Origin of the sequence: Psychrobacter sp. APC 3281 (assembly GCF_030407815.1) — a bacterium.
Lineage (GTDB): Bacteria > Pseudomonadota > Gammaproteobacteria > Pseudomonadales > Moraxellaceae > Psychrobacter.
On sequence record NZ_JASDCS010000001.1, the window covers coordinates 123,624 to 139,246 of the forward strand.

Below are 15,623 nucleotides of genomic sequence, written 5' to 3' on the forward strand. Positions count from 1 at the left end.
AAACAAAAACACTCTTCATACAGAAAATATTGGATAATATGTATTATATTATTCTTATCGGTCAGGATAGCTATGGCTGATGCAAAGTCTCTAATAAAAGGATAATTGTAATGGATAATCCAAATACTAATGAGCAAAGTATGGATGCACAGTATAAAAACAACCAAAAAATGGAAGGTGAAGATATGAATAACCAAACTTTAAAAGGTGAGTGGAATCAGCTCAAAGGTACAGTAAAACAAAAATGGGCTGAGTTAACAGATGATGACCTAACTCATATCGAAGGTGATCGTGACAAACTAGTCGGCCGTGTCCAAGAACGTTATGGTCATTCAAGAGAAGATGCAGAGCGTGATGTAGATAATTGGCGTCGCGAAAACCAATATTAAATATTGCGTTAGTCTACTAACTTGGTAGTTGATACTAAAACTACAAAGAGGTCATATAATGTTTATGTGGCCTCTTTTTTTATAAGAAAAATCATAAGAATACGGAGCTACTCTTATTCTAATCATGAAAGGAGGGTGTTATGTCAGATAGTTGTGTCAAATTATTGGCGGATAAGAACTTAACGATCGTTTTTATTGAAAGTGCAACCGCTGGCTACCTTGCCCATCGTTTCTCTGTCAGTCCTTATTCAGGCGATGTACTGATGGGAGGATTGGTATGTTATGACGTAATGATTAAGAAGAATGTGTTAAACATATCGAGTCAGCTGATTGACAAATATACGCCCGAATCCTTGGAAGTGACCCAAGAGCTCGTCAAACAGTCTCCAGAAAAGTTCGAGGCAGATTTACACGTGGCATGTACTGGGCTATTAAAGCCTGGAGGCTCTGAGACTGAAGAGAAGCCAGTTGGGACGTTTTTTTATTGCATTGGCTATAAGGATGAGGTATATAGTTTTCGCAGCTTATGTAATGGGCCATCCCAGCAAAAATTACGGAGTATCTATAGTCTGATTTGTAAAGGGATTATTGATGTGGTGAGTAGGCATTGATGGTTAGTTCACAATCTTATTATTGAGGGCTTTTGCCCAGCCCACAGTATTATGATGACAACGTTCGCAGATTTTGTTTAGATCTGAGATATATTCGACTTGACCGCAATGCATACAAGCATAGGGTTGTCCCTGTTCTATAAATTGGGCTGGCTGAAACTCTTTAGGGAAAATGGGTAAGCCGTATTGAGTCTCATCATCTGGAAACAATAATACGCTAAATTCCCCATCGGTTTCTAATAGTCCCATATGTACTTGCCCTAAATGACGTACGCCTTGTTTACGCATTTCAGTAAAAAAATCATCATGAGACATCCTGCCTTTTTCGATATCTTCCAACACAAGCAATCCGTTTTCGACAATGTAAGTAGGCTTGCCCTCTAGTAGTAGCTCAAATGCTTTATGTTTGGAGGCAAACCAAGTACATAGTCTATAAAGCAACAGCACGATACTCATGATAAGTGCGGCTTGGATCAGCGGTAAGTCTTCAGTGAACATAGGGTCACCAGCGATAGAGCCGAGTGATAAGATAATAGTTAGCTCAAAAATAGTTAGTTGCCGAACACCGCGCTTACCTGTCAACCGCAGTAATAAAATCACTAGACTGAACATGATAACAGTACGTATGACTATTTCTACGGCAAAGGACCACGTCGTATCGTAAATAAAGATACTGAACCAGTTCATCTTATTCTCCTATTATTATTTTTTCACCGCTTATATTTATAGTAGTCATAATTTTACAGCACTGCAGATTAGGTTGGATAAAATCAATTTCATAAATACTCATAGTTTTGATAGGTTGCAAAAATATAAGCTATTAAATATATATTACTAATAATAAATATAAAGAATAATTATGATGTAGTTATATAAATCCTCATTGGTTACTAATATTTTTTTATAATTAAAAATAATATGTAATTATTATAGATAAGAAAGAAAATTAATAGTAATATTTTAATAGAGTATTCAAATTAATATCTTATATAATAATATTGGGACTGGTCTATTATGTTGATAAGCGCACTCGATTCAAACATAAAAAACTTGTGTGTTTTTTTACTTTTAGGTGTTTGCATCTTAATGTTGTTAGCGCCATTATTTTCATGGAAATACCAACCTTCTAAGTCACTAACTAAAAGATTATTAATAACACTCTTTCTTATTCCATTTTTTTTATATTTTTTATTTGATATGTTTCATACAAATGATATTCAAAAAAATAATATTTTGCTCTTAAACTTTGACAAGTCTACGGAGAGTATCTTGCTTAGCGATAGTGACAATACAGAAATATCGAATGAGTATCCATTTGCTTCTGATCTCATACATGACGAGAATAATAACAAGAGAAAGATAATAGAAGAGAGAGGCAACAGTAATACCTATAGTGCAATACCTGTTACAGAGAGTGTAGATAAGCCTGATGAAAGAGATGTTTTTTAATTTCAGCTTTTAATAGCTTTGAACTATGATGGGTTTAATATGACTATGACCAGCTGACTTTTTCAAGGTTTGCTAAAAATGCACCAAAACCTTCTTTTGCTCTTGCTTGTAAACGGCTACTAGTCGATACACGGACGCGATTGCTCCAAGTAATCGTATAGCATTGAGCTTCAAACCTATTTACTAGATCTACATCTTCATGACAAGCTAGTGCCGCAAAACCTCCAATAGCTAGGTATGCCTCTTTGCTAAAACTTAAATTTGCCCCATGAACATGACGATGCCCCATCTTGTCTTGATAATGTGTAATATAAGCTTGTTGTGTTTGTGATGACAAATGGCCCCAGTTATCGATAGACACCACGCCGCAAATCATATCGGTCTTCTGCTGGTCAAGATGTTCCATTTGCTGCACTAACCAATCCATAGGTACTGTTGAGTCAGCATCAGTACAGGCAAGCCATGTTGCACCATTAGCGATTGCGTAGCGAATGCCCATATCCCTAACTTGTCCCACGCACTGATAATAACAGCATAAATAATCGACCCCTGCCGCTTGGACAATTCTCAATGTGTCATCAGTACAGCTATCTAGTACTACCAGTACAGAAGCAGTGAAAGTTGAAGGTAACTGATCGATTGCAATCTGTACAGACGCCAGGCACTGGGCGATAGCCTCTGCTTCGTTATGTGCAGGAATTATAATACTAATTTTCATAATATCTACCAATCCCGATATAATTTACGATTATTTCTGGTTTTCTATATTAGGTTTTCTTGCATAGCAACTGACGTGGAAGAACGTTGCCAAATATCTAGTAAAAAATCGCTATCTATCATTTGGCTCTGACGATTGAAAGCGTGATGATTTTTTTCGTTTGCAACGCTAAAGGCTTGATGCAAACGTTGATGTACAACCTCACCTGTCATTGCAAAACCATCAATAGCATAGCGCCAGTGGCAGCACAGCAGAGTACCATTTAGGGCAAGATTGTGTAGTGCCCAGTTGATGACTGCATCGACATCTTTGGATGATAAATAGTATAAAATCTCACTAATAACGATTAAATCAAAGGGCGGTTGATTGATAGAATTATCTTCTGATGACAAACTTTTCTGTCCCACTAGTTCCTTTAAAGAAAATAGTTTCTCGGGAACAATGCCCTGTATGACTTTAGCATGAGGTAGCGCTGCTAAACGCTCTTTAGCAAGTTCTACTGCCCGATAGTTGCCATCAATACTGATTAAAGCCTGAGAGCGATGCGCCAATAACTCGCTTAATACGCCATTACCGCAGCCTAATTCAATCGCACATTTATAATGTGGTTGGGGTAGTAGAGCCAAGCAAGTATTACGTTTTCGTTCTTCGTACCAACGAGTTTGATATTGCCATGGGTCGGTATTGTCATTATATAATTCGTCAAAATATGAATCCGAATAGGCGCTATACTGACTTGAATTAGCCAAGCTGTCTTTAGAGGTATGGTTCATATATATAAACTTCCCAAGGTTGGCTGATTCGAGTAATCGTTTGCTTAGTTAGGATAGGCGAGTTGCCTGTACTTACATCTTCAGTGGTTTGGCTTTTAAAGCAATGGATAGCTTTGATTTTTTTCTCTAATTGCTCAGGCGTTAAATCCATTCTCACGGCATATTGCCAAGGGATACGACTGTCATCAGGCGTTGCCCAATGCCATGCCCATATCAGTACTTGATAGCAGGGCAGGCGATTTTGTTTGGCAAATGAGGTGACCACGCGCCCTGTGGCTTCGTGGTCAGGATGCCCGTCTCGTGCGAAGGTGGTGACTAAAATATCGTTAGGCTGGAGGATAGTCACTAATTTCTGACAAAAGAGAGCTTGTTGCGCGAATACATCCCCATCTGTTAAATCTAAAGCAAGTGTCGTAACCTGATGGCTCACATCCAACGTTTTTAGAGCTTCAACACTTTCTTTTGGACGGAGGGTGTTAAGCTGTTCTGGAGAATAAATCTTCGAGTCGGGATGACTTTGGGTACCATTAGTTACGTGGATGAGAACTATGGGATTGCCGTTATCTGCTAGTTGCTGCAATAATCCACCACAGCCTAATATCTCATCATCAGGATGCGGTGCAAAGATACAGACGCGTTGATGGGAGTTGAAGCTTGTCTGAATATTTAATTGAGGCAGTTTTTGTAATCCTGCCCAGTTTTGCCATGTGTCTGAGCTAGTACCAGCACCTTCAATAATACGGTCTCCTACGATTGGATGGGGATATCGAAGCAGGGTAGTAGACTTAGCGTTATTATCTTTGAAGATAAGCTGTATGTTCCTATTTAATTCTATAGTTGCCATACGTTTGCCTGTCCATGAGTCGAATTACTGTGTAAAAGGTTGGTCAACTCACCAATTTTTTGTAAGTCGAAAGCACCATGACTTTGGCGAATAAACACGGGAAGATCTGCTGATAGTCTTGCAAAATGAGCATTACGGCAAAATGGTGCGGCTCCCAATGCTTGACCCACTATCTCTACTGTGTGGCGCGCGACTTTTTCAATTTGGGCTCTCAATTGACGTATAGCAAGCTCATGGCAAAATGACGGCTCTGTGTCTATCAGATCGGCGGCGTAATAGAGATATTGTTGAGTAATTGCCAATGCAGTACCAATTTCACCTAAATACATGGCCTTGTAGTCATTCGGTTTTTGCTGATAAGCAGTGGTCAAATAGCTTGCTAGGTAAGCTGATGCGCCATACCAACACGCAGCAACCCCTGCAGCCCCGTGCCAAAACCCCGCACGATCTAGATAGGCATTCTCTTTTCCAACCAAACTCGCTGATACGCCACAAAACTTCACAGTAGCTGTATCTGTGGCTTGCATTCCTACTGCCTGCCATTCACTATTGTTAATTTCAATACCTGCCTGATGCATGTCTATAATCATTAGTTGTGATTGATTATTGCTATTGCGATAAGTAACAAGGGCGTAATCTACCATGCCAGCTCCTGAACACCATGCTTTGTGACCAATGGCCTTTCCTTGCTCATAACGTAGGGGGTCGGGATGGCCTTCTGCTGCCCAAACGGCCCATAAACCTTTGGCTACCTTACCATACCCAATTTCATTCAAAATACTTAAAGCGTCTAAATGCGACTCAAACCATTTAGCAATCGTTAAATCAATACTTGCAACATACGCCAAAACTTGCCAACGTATTAAAGTGTTTGAAAGTCTACTATGCTCAGTCATACCGCTTGCTGGATGAGGGATATCTTCGCTATAAGACACTAATATATTTAAAATTTTACGGCGTAATGCAGCGGTCAGATTAAGCGTACTCATTGCTTGATTGTCAGTAACTATTATTTTATTGACAGCGACTTTAATATCTTTTAATAAATCGTTTTTTATATTTGTCGATCGCATCAGAGTCTCCTAGTTATACTTATGAGTCAGACATTTGAACATTGGCGGGCTCCATGCTACTTATTTGACTGCTGCTTTCATTGTATAAATCATCCAAAAAACTCTGCTGCCAAATATGCAAATTGTCTTTCTGTAGTCCTTGCAATAATGACCGATAACGAGACTGACGCTCTTCCAACGGCATCGTTAAGGCCGTTTTTAAGCCCTCTATCATGCTTTGCGGCTGATGGGGATCTATGATGACGGCAGCCTGCATTTGTTCAGCGGCTCCAGCATAACGGGACAGTAATAAAACACCAGGATTATCAGGATTTTGGGCAGCGATATACTCTTTGGCCACCAGGTTCATACCGTCTTTAAGCGAGTTCACCCAACCGACGTTACTTTGCCAAAACATCGTCATCAATTTCTCATGGCTCAATGCGGTTTCGCTATAGTTAATGGCTTGCCAATTGCTATTCTCAGACAGATATTGCTGATTGATGTCATAAACCTCCTTTTTGACCTCATCGTAGAGACTTTGATACGTCGGCAAATCTAAACGACTAGGGCAGGCAACTTGTAATAGCTGCAGGTGGCTTTGATACGATGGGTTTTGCGCCAAAAAATCACGATATGCTGCAAAGCGTCTTAACAGTCCTTTTGAATAATCAATCCTATCGACTGCGATAACCTGTTGAAATGTATGCTCTCTATTTTGATTAGAGTTTGTAGAACCCAACGAGGACTCTAAAGGTAAGTGGCTAACTTGCTCCTGAATTTGTGTCACATTAACGCCTATTGGATAAGCATCAACCATTAAAGTATGCTGAGGTTTTAGCGCTAAATCGAGCGTCATTTTAGCTCTAGCATAAGTATAAGGCTGAGCAAAGTTTCGCTTCATGTCTAACACATTTATCGGTGCGCTTGCTACAAGCTGGTCGTGTATAAAATGGTCTTTTAAGTAATACTGCAAGACATTCAAGCAATGAGTCCTGTCTTGCTGAGTCTGCGTACCCAACAAATCATAATGGGCCAAATGATGAATAACCTCAGAACTTTGTGAAAGCGATTGCCAAAAACGTAATGAGGCAAATGGAATATGTAAGAAAAATCCGATACGATTGGTGATACCTAGCTGTCTACAATGATATGCCACGCTTAAAAAGTGATAATCATGAACCCAAATCACATCGTCAGGCTTAATGATTTTCTTTAATTGTTTGGCAAAAAGCTGGTTTACGTCTTGATAGCCTGCGTAATCTTGGGATTTTTGACTGATTAAGTCGATTCGTTCGTGCAATAGTGGCCATAAGACATTGTTAGCGAAACCACAGTAAAATTGATTATATTGCTCAGTGGTAAGAGCTGTGGTCATATAAGTAATACAAGTGCCTTCACCTGTCAAACTGGCTGGCTGGCTAGTAAATGAGCCAGTAGAACCGTTAGCATTATCACCGCTCTTTACGACTTTACCGTTCCAACCCATCCAAACCACTGAGTTCCCTATCAATACGTTTTGTAGAGCTATTGCCAGTCCGCCAGCCATCGGTTTGTTGTCGAGCACCTTAACCCGATTTGATAAGACAATTAAACGACTCATAAAATTGACCTCAACTTTTCCTTAATAGTGAGAATTGACTTTTATTACTCCAGATAGTGACCTATCACGTGTTTGGCAAAAACTTAGAAGGTTACGGAGTAAGTTTGTTACTTCCTTAATATCGTTGACATAATAATGAGCACAGGTCGACTCCCTTCCTACTTTAATGCCTAGCCCTTTTGGTGGTTGTTCTAAGCCTTCTACTATCTTTTTTGAATCTTGTATGGCTCTGAAACCGGCTTCATCAGTAATATCATCACCAATAAAAATTGCACAAGTATCATTGCTAGCTTTGTTCATTATTTTGCCTAGTAGGTATAGAATGGCAGTCCCTTTATTTACACCTTTTGGTACCGCTTCCCAAACATATTTTCCAGGTTTTAACACCCAATCAGGATAGGGTTTTAATACTTCCTTCATCAGGCGATAAGCCTCATCAGCCAAAACGGGATTCTTTCTGAAGTGTAAAGCGACGGAATAAGGTTTACTTTCTACGAAGAAGTCGTCATAGAGGGCACAAGAGCGGAGGATATCTTGCTTTATTTTATCTAGTTCTAAGGTATCAATAAAAAGCGTATTTACCTCATTCAGATCTTCGTCTTCGAATTTACTAAAACTACTATTTAATGCTATTTCTAGACCGTGAGTTGCTGCAATCGGTAACTCTATAGGTGCCAGTAAACTTCTAGCTTCAACAAGACTGCGACCCGTTACAATAGCGACTACAATGCCATGTTTTTGTAGTTCCCGTAATATACTTAAAGTTGAATATGGTACGATGCTATCTTTAGGGTTTAGTGTAAAATCTGAAAGCGTACCGTCTATATCTAAAAATAAATAGCAATTTTTCTGATGTTTTAGATAATCTACTAGTAAATTCGGTTGCATATATATAGGGTGACTTTCCATACTAAAAATAGTTCCTGAAGTAATACTTCCTTATATGTTTTTTAGCTTATAGATTCCAAACGCTTATAGATAAAAATTGATAATCAGTAAGTTTTTTAATAATATAGTCATAAAAAAAGCCAAACATTGTCAGCTTTTATAGTAAAATTACTAGACTTTTGTAATTAATTAAATTTATTACACAGTTTTATTTTTAAGTTAAGGCCTATTTAAAATACTGTAATAAATTTTATTTTAATAGCCTGATATAACTATATTACTTAAAAAAGCTATTAAAATTTAACAAAAACATCTTAGTCGGCATATGTATTAATATTGGAATTCATTTAAAGTAATAGTTAAGTAAAAATATTCAATACCATAATTAATGGTTTATCTTAACTTTATTAAGGATATTAAAATGAAGACAACAATCTCTAGCCATTCACTTCAAAGTAAACTATGGATGGCATTACTGGTCAGCGTTGTAGGACTTAGTGCTTGTAGTAATGAAGTGGAAGAGACGCCAGATAGTACGATGGACACGACTGAAGCTACTGCTGCTGAAGTAGGGACGGACTCTACTATGGGTGAAACAACCACGGATATGGACATGGCCGATACAAACAGTCCTATGGATCCAGCTGGTACAGCCACTACCGACACAATGATGGATAGTACCACTACCGATGAAATGATGGATGGCTCAGTCACTAGTGATACAACAATGGTAGACGAAGACAATACGAGTTTCAATCAAGACCCAGTAGAAAGTGCTCAATAAATCGTAGATGTCAGAGTAGAATCGACCTATATTTGGATTAAACTTAAAGTAGGGATAACAACTTATCTTAAGACCATAAAAATTAATAAGTTGTGTGCTGAATACTTAGCAATACCGACGGCTTTACTATAATAAGAAAAGTAATTTTCTTATTATAGTAAAGCTGTCTTTTTATTGAGAGTTAGGTTCAAATAGCTTTGATAATTGAAGAGCATGACTTACTCATTAACTTTTTATAGAGATATCAAAAAGTTCTGATGAGTATTAAAAAGTCTATCCGATAAAAAGCGTAATATATCAGGGTAAGCTCAATCTTTTACAATGTGCTAAAAGAAACTATCAAACTCAACTATAGCTATAGGCTATTGATAGAAAAAAGCATAGCGACTAGTCTCATAGTTCAAAAGTCTGTTATAGATGGTTCCATTATATCAGTCTGTTTTAAGTAGTCTGTTAATAGGTTTTTGGGGTGAAATAGCTGGTTCTGCTGGGGTATGACTTAATAAAAGTAAATAGCAGATCAGATTTTTTTAAAATGGTAATCTCCCAAGTTAATGTCTACGGGATTGATGGCAGGGGTCAAAGAGTTTCTTGACTATGATTCCAAAGCAATATACGGAGTTAAATAGTATGTCTGTTATGGGTATGATTGATACACATATAAACTCATCTGAAGAGAGGTTTTCTTTCCCGATATCCTTTGAGAGAGTTTATAGAGATTATTGGTATAAATTTGCTGAAGAGAAAGAGTTGTATTGGTTAAAATTTTTTTTATATGGTATAGAGTTGGAGATAAGTGATTTCGATGAAGTTAGATTAGAGTTGAAATTATTTAAGAATTTTTTATTAAAAGAAGATGATATCTATTATTTACCTGAAAGAAGTTATATTGTAAGCATCCGACCATCCCCTATTGCGATGGCATCCAGAGATGAGGTAACAACTCATCTAGATCATCTTGAATAGGCAGGCGTCTTAGCACGTCTGTCAAATAGGCAGACACATCCAAGCCGTTTAAGCGAGCCGACTGGATAATCGACATAATATTCGCAGCACGCTGCCCACTTCGTAGCGAACCGGCAAACAACCAGTTTTTACGCCCAAGCGCCCACGGGCGCATCTGATTCTCCGCCCAATTATTATCAATCGGCAACCTCCCATCATCCAAATAACAAGTCAGCGCCTGCCAACGTTTCAGGCAATAATCAATCGCCTTAGTAATACTGGCATTCTTAGTGGTTAACTGTCTTTTTTCTTGTAACCATTGGTGCAGCTTATCCGCAATCGGTTTGGCTTTTTCTTGCCTGATTTGCCGAACTACTTGGGGGTCTCTTGGTATTGGAGGTGTGTTTTTTTCAAATCGCGCATCAATCTCACGTTCAATAGCATACAACTGCCTAAATAACGCTAATGCGTCAAACCCCAATATCATTCAGGCTACCTAAGAATTTTGTAAAACTGACGAAACCCTGCTGAGCGTTTACTATTATAGCCTAGCAGGGTTTTTTTCTGCTAAATCGCACTAGGCGCATATCACTCTACTCTATGAATACTGATCATGCGATACCCTAAAAAAGAACAAGATCATCACCTGATGAGTAAGAGGAAATTAAACATCACCTTTATAAGTTGTCAGTCACTCGTGATCAATATCGACTCAAAATATCGCATAACCTAGAAAAACAATTACTAGGCAGTCTACTATACTTGTCTTAATGATAATAAATAATAAGCGAATGAATATGACAGCGACTTTGAGTGATGAGTATGAACCTCTTGCTGAAACAATAGCTCACGCCTGCGCCATTACTTTTCAAGGTAATGCCAGCAATAACCTCCAACAAGACGCATTTTTCTTTTTAGACCATTGGTATCAAGAGGATTTAGGGGTGATGGCAGTGACATCAGTACAAGCGCCATTTTGTCTTGCCGTATCGGATGGCGTTGCCAGCTCTAACCAGTCACAGCACTGCTCAAAGGCAGTGGTCAAAGCAATTAAAAAGCTATGGGATAGCAATCAAGAGAGTACTAGTGCTATCACCTCAGATCATATCTATACGCAACTGAGTCAAACCAAACACCCAAAAAAACGTTATGGTGCCGCAGCAACTCTCGCGATGATCACCGGCACGCTAAACGATGATAAGTCGATAAATATAGATATAACTCATGTCGGCGATAGCCGTGTATATTTGCTTGGCAAAGATATGAATGAATGGCAGTGCTTAACTCGTGATCATAATTTGCTAAACGAGCTGGTAGATGAGCAAGCGAAAGATGAAGATCGCCAAGTAGAGTTTACGGAGTACAATCGCACAGGTATGGCAGGCAGCTTATATAGCATTACTGAATGCTTTGCGCTAGCAGTAGATAGTGATGATCCGAGCAGCGAGCCACCTAAAAGTATAAGGCAAAACATCACGGTACAATCAGGCAATAGTCTCGTCATCTGTAGCGATGGTATTCATGATTTAGTACCCAGTAGTGAATGGGCTCTTATTAAGAGCCAAACAGATTTGCAGGGTTGGCTACAGATGCTTTGGCATCAAGTGTATGACTCAGATGGCAATGCTTATGACAATGGTACTGCGATTGTGGTACGGTTTGATTAACCTTTTTACGATAGTTCACTTTTAAAATGACAGTTTGATAGATTCGATAGCCTATAGAGCAGCCAACATGCCTACACACCCAATCGCAACCTACAACAAATCCACCCGTTTGTTTGCGCTCTATCAGCGCTTGCCACGTCATAAAGACAAGGCAATATCACTCACAGAGCTAATGAACGTTTATGGTGATAACCTTGACCATTACGCAAACGAGCGTAAAAATTTAGAAAACGACCTAACAAGTCTCAATCAAATATTCAATGACGTCTTTCACAGTGACGCTTTAATGCGTCTGCCAGCTTGGGGGCAGAATATCAGCGGACAAACGGCACGGTTTTATATTGAGCCAAGTTTTAGTATCGATGTCATTAATGAGCAAACGGTATTTTTTTGGCAGATGCTCGCTAACTATACGGCGAACTACTTGCCAGCACCTTTTAAACAAAGCATTAGTGAAAAGTTGACCCAATTAGGTCGCCAAGATAGACACAGCTTCAATCAAAGCAAGCTAGGACAGTGGCAAGATTATCTTATTACCCTGTCTAGTATCGTACAAGCACCAAAGCTTGATAGCGGCGTGCTGACTAGCATCCATCAGGCACTATTACACAACAAGCAGCTTCAAATCAGCTATCAAAACAAATGGCGTAACAATCCTACCGTCAGAGTGATCTACCCTAGAGGACTTATTTTTATCGACAACATGATCTATCTTACTGGGTTTAATCCAACGAATGATCATATCGATGATAATGTCTTATTAATGGCACATCGTAATTTTGCGGTTAATCGTATTGAAGCAGCTGAAGTAACAGAGCAGTCGGTACCGGACTGGGTAGAGCGCAATGCTTTCACTCTTGAGAATCTACGTAAGCTAGGAAAGCTTGAGTTGAATAATGGTTTAAAAATCGGACTGGTTCTAAAGGTGCAAAAATATGCCTGCCAGCATCTCTATGAGCGGCCGTTATCATCTACTCAAACGATTACGGTTATCGATGACACTTGGAACGAGGTGCGTGCAACAGTTGCCAATACGCAGCGCTTGCAAGATTGGCTGGTCAGTATGTCGCAGTTAGCAGTAGTGATTGAACCGGTAGAGTTAAAAGCGGCTATTTTAGAGCGCTTAGAAAGCGGGATAAAATTATATACAAAATAGTTGTTCAAGAATTTTACTAAAGTAATAAAAGACAAATACATTTTTTAAATGTCATCAAGGAGCTAGAATGACCACACCTAACTTATTTAAATTTGCCACCTCTGAGTTATCACAAGACGCTTTTATCTGTTGGCTTCTGTCGTGGGCAGACCAAGACTATCAGACAGGAAGCGATAAACATAAAGCGCTCAATAAGATAGCAACCAGTGTATTGACGTTATTCTTTAAAAAAGCGGGTAACTCGCTACCGAGTCGTATTGATAAAATAGTAGTGAAGCGTCAAGTGAATAACATTGATGTCCTTTGTATCATAAACGACACTTACTGTGTATTAATCGAAGATAAAGTAGGCAGTTTGCAGCACTCCGATCAGTTGGTTCGATACAAGCATTTTATGCTTAATGGACACGCTCAAACCTTTACAGAAGATAAAATTATTCCTATTTATTTACAAACGCATGATCAAAGCAACTACAAAGCTGTGCTAAAGGATGGCTTTTATCCAGTAACTAGACGAGATTTATTAGACCTCTTTAATAGTGAACAAAATGCGGCACTGCAAGAGAGTGATATATATGGCGATTATCTTAACCATCTGCAGTCTATTGAAGAAGCAGTGCAAAGCTTTAAATCAAAACCTGTTAACGAGTGGAAAAAACGGACTTGGATTGTCTTTTTTCAATATTTACAGTCTTACCTAGGAGAAGGTAACTGGGGTTATGTCGCTAATCCTTCGGGCGGCTTTATGGGCTTTTGGGGATTGGGTCATAAAGTAGAAAATAATATAGATATTTATTTACAAATCGAGCAAGAGAAAATCTGCTTTAAAGTATCTGTTCCTAATAAAGAAAGTCGTAGCAAGGTTAGGAATGAGCTTTATAAATTGTTTAAGACAGAAGCTGCTGATTTTGATTTAAAAGTGACTAAGCCAAAGCGCTTTGGTTCAGGTCGGCATATGACCTTTGCTATACTAGACACAGATATCTTTGAGAGTGAAAACTCAATAGATCTACGGCAAGTTGATAAGCTAATGGATGAAGTGCAAAAATTCATTAATCATGTAGTAAATCAGTATAAAAATAAAAACGATTGGTAATTGTAATGTCATAACACCTAGAGTAACAGAAGGTCTAATCATGAAATATCAGCTCGACAAATCGCAAATAAATGATTTACCTTGTGCAGCCTTATACCGACCAAACATAGACTATTTTCCGCCAGCGATTATTGCTTGTTTTATCATTAGTGATGGTTGGGATGTGCAGGCACTGCTAGAGCTAAAAGGGAAAGCAGGGGCTGATATTTTAGTAGGCTTACAAACAGATGACCATAAGTATGAACGCTTAGATATTATAGAGGGGATTGTTAGATGTCAGCCTGATGAAGTAAATGATGTCATTGCACTGCTAGATGTAAAGTCTGCAAGTACTATCATCGGTATAGATGTAGCAGACGTTATAAGCTTGTTTGAGTGTGGTTATTCATTTCAGTTTGTTCAAGCAAGTGCCACAGGCGAGCATGAATTCGATATGATAAAAACAGCCACATATAATCTGATCGGTCTACTTACTAACGCTCGTAATACTAAAGGGGTGCTTATTGGGACGCAGAGCGTGCAAAGTCTGCCACTGGAAGCCTTTGCTTATATATCAGATGCTATTGAGGGGTTATTGTCTAATGATAATGCATTTACTTATCTAAGCTCAAGTATGACTGATGAACCTGATTGCTTTCGTTTAAAGGCGGTTTATGCTGAAGAAAATTAAAGCCACATGTAATAAACATATGGCTTTGGCTGCTACTATCAATTGAAGCTAGTTATATTTGCTAATAGAGTATCCGCGCCACATAGCATGCTCACATACTACGCAAAACCAACTCTCTTTTGCCCGCATATAAGCGATATCAGCAGGTACTTCAATTGGACAGGCACTACCACAATATTCACAGCAAACATCATCTAAGCAAGCATAGCATTGGCTTACAGTTTCAAATAATGTTTGCGAGCTAATATCGTATTTTTGACAGAGCATACGCACATAATCTACATAGCTGATTTTATGATTATAGGCCCAATAATCTTCACAGACCCGTTTGTCCCAAGCATTTTGTGTCATACTCCATTCAATCCTGATGCCCACAATATACTCCTTTTTAATGGCAGAATGACTATGATTAGTGTCACATTTTTATAGTGACTATATCTATTTAACAAGTCGAGCTCATCATAGTTAGCCAGTTATTGAGCAGCAAGATGAGTCTATGACATAATAGAGCGTTAGTCAGCATAAAATAGTTTTTGACGGAAACTTAGTTATTGCCAACGAGTATTATTTTAACAGAAAAGTAGTCACTGGCAAGTATTTTTTACTTACCAATAAGGATTTTATTGTGATTTCATGTAATCTACCAGTGCTTTTAGCGGAAAGAAGATTGCGAGTTGCAGATTTAGTAAGGATGACGGATATCAGCAAGTCAACGCTTCATAGAATTTATAACGATGAGACAACTCGCATAGAATTCGATACCCTGAGTAAGTTGTGCCAAGTATTAAAAGTCACCCCAGGGGATATTTTGAAGTATGTTCCCGATGAGAATGAAGAAAACTAAGCTTGATAGGAAGGTCTACTGATATAGGACGTTAACCTCCTCACCTAACTAAAACTGAAATTTTAAAATACTCTTTAGCCTTTATTTGTCATGGGTTAGGGAGTATTTTTTTGTTTAAAAAATGGTTATGAATC

Annotated in this window: 18 protein-coding genes and 1 pseudogene; 10 read left to right on the forward strand and 9 right to left on the reverse strand. The window is 38.5% G+C overall.

The genetic code is table 11. The annotated features are described in order from the left end of the window. Positions 1–185: 185 nt before the first annotated feature. Both QL886_RS00540 and QL886_RS00545 read left to right on the forward strand, forming a co-directional pair. Complete coding sequence (locus QL886_RS00540; protein WP_290177459.1) at positions 186–389, forward strand: CsbD family protein; 204 nt, start codon at positions 186–188, stop codon at positions 387–389. A 140-nt stretch (positions 390–529) separates the two neighbouring features. Next, a complete protein-coding gene (locus QL886_RS00545) occupies positions 530–1,000 on the forward strand; it encodes a CinA family protein (protein WP_290177291.1) in 471 nt (156 codons plus the stop codon). A 3-nt stretch (positions 1,001–1,003) separates the two neighbouring features. Here QL886_RS00545 and QL886_RS00550 read toward each other — a convergent pair whose 3' ends face one another. Next, a complete protein-coding gene (locus QL886_RS00550; RefSeq protein WP_290177292.1) occupies positions 1,004–1,687 on the reverse strand; it encodes a DUF421 domain-containing protein in 684 nt (227 codons plus the stop codon). A 399-nt stretch (positions 1,688–2,086) separates the two neighbouring features. Here QL886_RS00550 and QL886_RS00555 point away from each other — a divergent pair, with 399 nt between their 5' ends. Beyond that, positions 2,087–2,449: a hypothetical protein gene (locus QL886_RS00555; protein WP_290177293.1), complete on the forward strand. Its 363-nt coding sequence runs from the start codon at positions 2,087–2,089 to the stop codon at positions 2,447–2,449. A 43-nt stretch (positions 2,450–2,492) separates the two neighbouring features. On the opposite strand, the gene QL886_RS00560 is transcribed toward QL886_RS00555, so the two are convergent. Genes QL886_RS00560 through otsB form a run of 6 tightly spaced genes read right to left on the reverse strand, consistent with a single transcriptional unit; the run spans position 2,493 to position 8,348 of the window. Then, positions 2,493–3,167: a glycosyltransferase gene (locus QL886_RS00560; protein WP_290177294.1), complete on the reverse strand. Its 675-nt coding sequence runs from the start codon at positions 3,165–3,167 to the stop codon at positions 2,493–2,495. 44 nt (positions 3,168–3,211) lie between these two features. Beyond that, positions 3,212–3,940 (reverse strand): class I SAM-dependent methyltransferase, encoded by a 729-nt coding sequence (locus QL886_RS00565; protein ID WP_290177295.1) that lies wholly within the window; start codon positions 3,938–3,940, stop codon positions 3,212–3,214. Continuing rightward, positions 3,924–4,784 carry a PIG-L deacetylase family protein gene (locus QL886_RS00570; RefSeq protein WP_290177296.1) on the reverse strand — a complete coding sequence of 287 codons (861 nt, stop codon included), beginning with the start codon at positions 4,782–4,784 and terminating at the stop codon, positions 3,924–3,926. The genes QL886_RS00565 and QL886_RS00570 overlap by 17 nt, the downstream gene beginning before the upstream one ends. Next, the gene (locus QL886_RS00575; protein ID WP_290177297.1) at positions 4,772–5,857 is read right to left on the reverse strand and encodes an acyl-CoA dehydrogenase family protein; all 1,086 of its coding nucleotides are present in this window, start codon (positions 5,855–5,857) and stop codon (positions 4,772–4,774) included. Before QL886_RS00575 ends, QL886_RS00570 begins: the two co-directional genes overlap by 13 nt. Positions 5,858–5,876: 19 nt before the next feature. Beyond that, a complete protein-coding gene (locus QL886_RS00580) occupies positions 5,877–7,439 on the reverse strand; it encodes a trehalose-6-phosphate synthase (protein ID WP_290177298.1) in 1,563 nt (520 codons plus the stop codon). Between the two features lie 21 nt (positions 7,440–7,460). Continuing rightward, entirely contained in the window at positions 7,461–8,348 is an 888-nt protein-coding gene (gene otsB, locus QL886_RS00585; protein WP_290177299.1) for a trehalose-phosphatase, read from the reverse strand. 400 nt (positions 8,349–8,748) lie between these two features. Between otsB and QL886_RS00590 the strand changes: the two genes are divergently transcribed. Continuing rightward, positions 8,749–9,111, forward strand: coding sequence for a hypothetical protein (locus QL886_RS00590; protein WP_075107616.1), 363 nt, complete (start codon positions 8,749–8,751; stop codon positions 9,109–9,111). Between the two features lie 597 nt (positions 9,112–9,708). Beyond that, complete coding sequence (locus tag QL886_RS00595) at positions 9,709–10,077, forward strand: hypothetical protein (RefSeq protein WP_290177300.1); 369 nt, start codon at positions 9,709–9,711, stop codon at positions 10,075–10,077. Here QL886_RS00595 and QL886_RS00600 read toward each other — a convergent pair. Then, positions 10,022–10,525: pseudogene (locus QL886_RS00600) on the reverse strand (transposase); the annotation flags it as partial. The gene QL886_RS00595 and the pseudogene QL886_RS00600 sit on opposite strands and share 56 nt — an antisense overlap. A gap of 328 nt (positions 10,526–10,853) precedes the next feature. Here QL886_RS00600 and QL886_RS00605 point away from each other — a divergent pair. The 4 genes from QL886_RS00605 to QL886_RS00620 all read left to right on the forward strand — a co-directional run bounded on the left by QL886_RS00605 (position 10,854) and on the right by QL886_RS00620 (position 14,645). Further along, entirely contained in the window at positions 10,854–11,723 is an 870-nt protein-coding gene (locus QL886_RS00605; protein WP_290177301.1) for a protein phosphatase 2C domain-containing protein, read from the forward strand. Positions 11,724–11,790: 67 nt separating this feature from the next. Beyond that, positions 11,791–12,879 carry a WYL domain-containing protein gene (locus QL886_RS00610; protein ID WP_201539741.1) on the forward strand — a complete coding sequence of 363 codons (1,089 nt, stop codon included), beginning with the start codon at positions 11,791–11,793 and terminating at the stop codon, positions 12,877–12,879. Positions 12,880–12,946: 67 nt separating this feature from the next. After that, entirely contained in the window at positions 12,947–13,975 is a 1,029-nt protein-coding gene (locus QL886_RS00615; protein ID WP_290177302.1) for a PD-(D/E)XK nuclease family protein, read from the forward strand. A gap of 40 nt (positions 13,976–14,015) precedes the next feature. Then, positions 14,016–14,645 (forward strand): hypothetical protein, encoded by a 630-nt coding sequence (locus QL886_RS00620; RefSeq protein ID WP_290177303.1) that lies wholly within the window; start codon positions 14,016–14,018, stop codon positions 14,643–14,645. A gap of 48 nt (positions 14,646–14,693) precedes the next feature. Here QL886_RS00620 and QL886_RS00625 read toward each other — a convergent pair whose 3' ends face one another. Then, the gene (locus QL886_RS00625) at positions 14,694–15,020 is read right to left on the reverse strand and encodes a hypothetical protein (RefSeq protein WP_290177304.1); all 327 of its coding nucleotides are present in this window, start codon (positions 15,018–15,020) and stop codon (positions 14,694–14,696) included. 271 nt (positions 15,021–15,291) lie between these two features. On the opposite strand from QL886_RS00625, the gene QL886_RS00630 reads away from it, so the two are divergent. Next, positions 15,292–15,489 (forward strand): helix-turn-helix transcriptional regulator, encoded by a 198-nt coding sequence (locus tag QL886_RS00630; protein ID WP_346015389.1) that lies wholly within the window; start codon positions 15,292–15,294, stop codon positions 15,487–15,489. Positions 15,490–15,623: the final 134 nt, after the last annotated feature.

Coding starts and splice junctions, on each gene's coding strand:
- QL886_RS00545 (WP_290177291.1), top strand. CDS start 530: ATGTCAGATAGTTGTGTCAAATTATTGGCGGATAAGAACTTAACGATC.
- QL886_RS00605 (WP_290177301.1), top strand. CDS start 10,854: ATGACAGCGACTTTGAGTGATGAGTATGAACCTCTTGCTGAAACAATA.
- QL886_RS00565 (WP_290177295.1), bottom strand. CDS start 3,940: ATGAACCATACCTCTAAAGACAGCTTGGCTAATTCAAGTCAGTATAGC.
- QL886_RS00550 (WP_290177292.1), bottom strand. CDS start 1,687: ATGAACTGGTTCAGTATCTTTATTTACGATACGACGTGGTCCTTTGCC.
- QL886_RS00595 (WP_290177300.1), top strand. CDS start 9,709: ATGATTCCAAAGCAATATACGGAGTTAAATAGTATGTCTGTTATGGGT.
- QL886_RS00570 (WP_290177296.1), bottom strand. CDS start 4,784: ATGGCAACTATAGAATTAAATAGGAACATACAGCTTATCTTCAAAGAT.
- QL886_RS00615 (WP_290177302.1), top strand. CDS start 12,947: ATGACCACACCTAACTTATTTAAATTTGCCACCTCTGAGTTATCACAA.
- QL886_RS00590 (WP_075107616.1), top strand. CDS start 8,749: ATGAAGACAACAATCTCTAGCCATTCACTTCAAAGTAAACTATGGATG.
- QL886_RS00580 (WP_290177298.1), bottom strand. CDS start 7,439: ATGAGTCGTTTAATTGTCTTATCAAATCGGGTTAAGGTGCTCGACAAC.
- QL886_RS00610 (WP_201539741.1), top strand. CDS start 11,791: ATGCCTACACACCCAATCGCAACCTACAACAAATCCACCCGTTTGTTT.
- otsB (WP_290177299.1), bottom strand. CDS start 8,348: ATGGAAAGTCACCCTATATATATGCAACCGAATTTACTAGTAGATTAT.
- QL886_RS00555 (WP_290177293.1), top strand. CDS start 2,087: ATGTTGTTAGCGCCATTATTTTCATGGAAATACCAACCTTCTAAGTCA.
- QL886_RS00575 (WP_290177297.1), bottom strand. CDS start 5,857: ATGCGATCGACAAATATAAAAAACGATTTATTAAAAGATATTAAAGTC.
- QL886_RS00620 (WP_290177303.1), top strand. CDS start 14,016: ATGAAATATCAGCTCGACAAATCGCAAATAAATGATTTACCTTGTGCA.
- QL886_RS00560 (WP_290177294.1), bottom strand. CDS start 3,167: ATGAAAATTAGTATTATAATTCCTGCACATAACGAAGCAGAGGCTATC.
- QL886_RS00540 (WP_290177459.1), top strand. CDS start 186: ATGAATAACCAAACTTTAAAAGGTGAGTGGAATCAGCTCAAAGGTACA.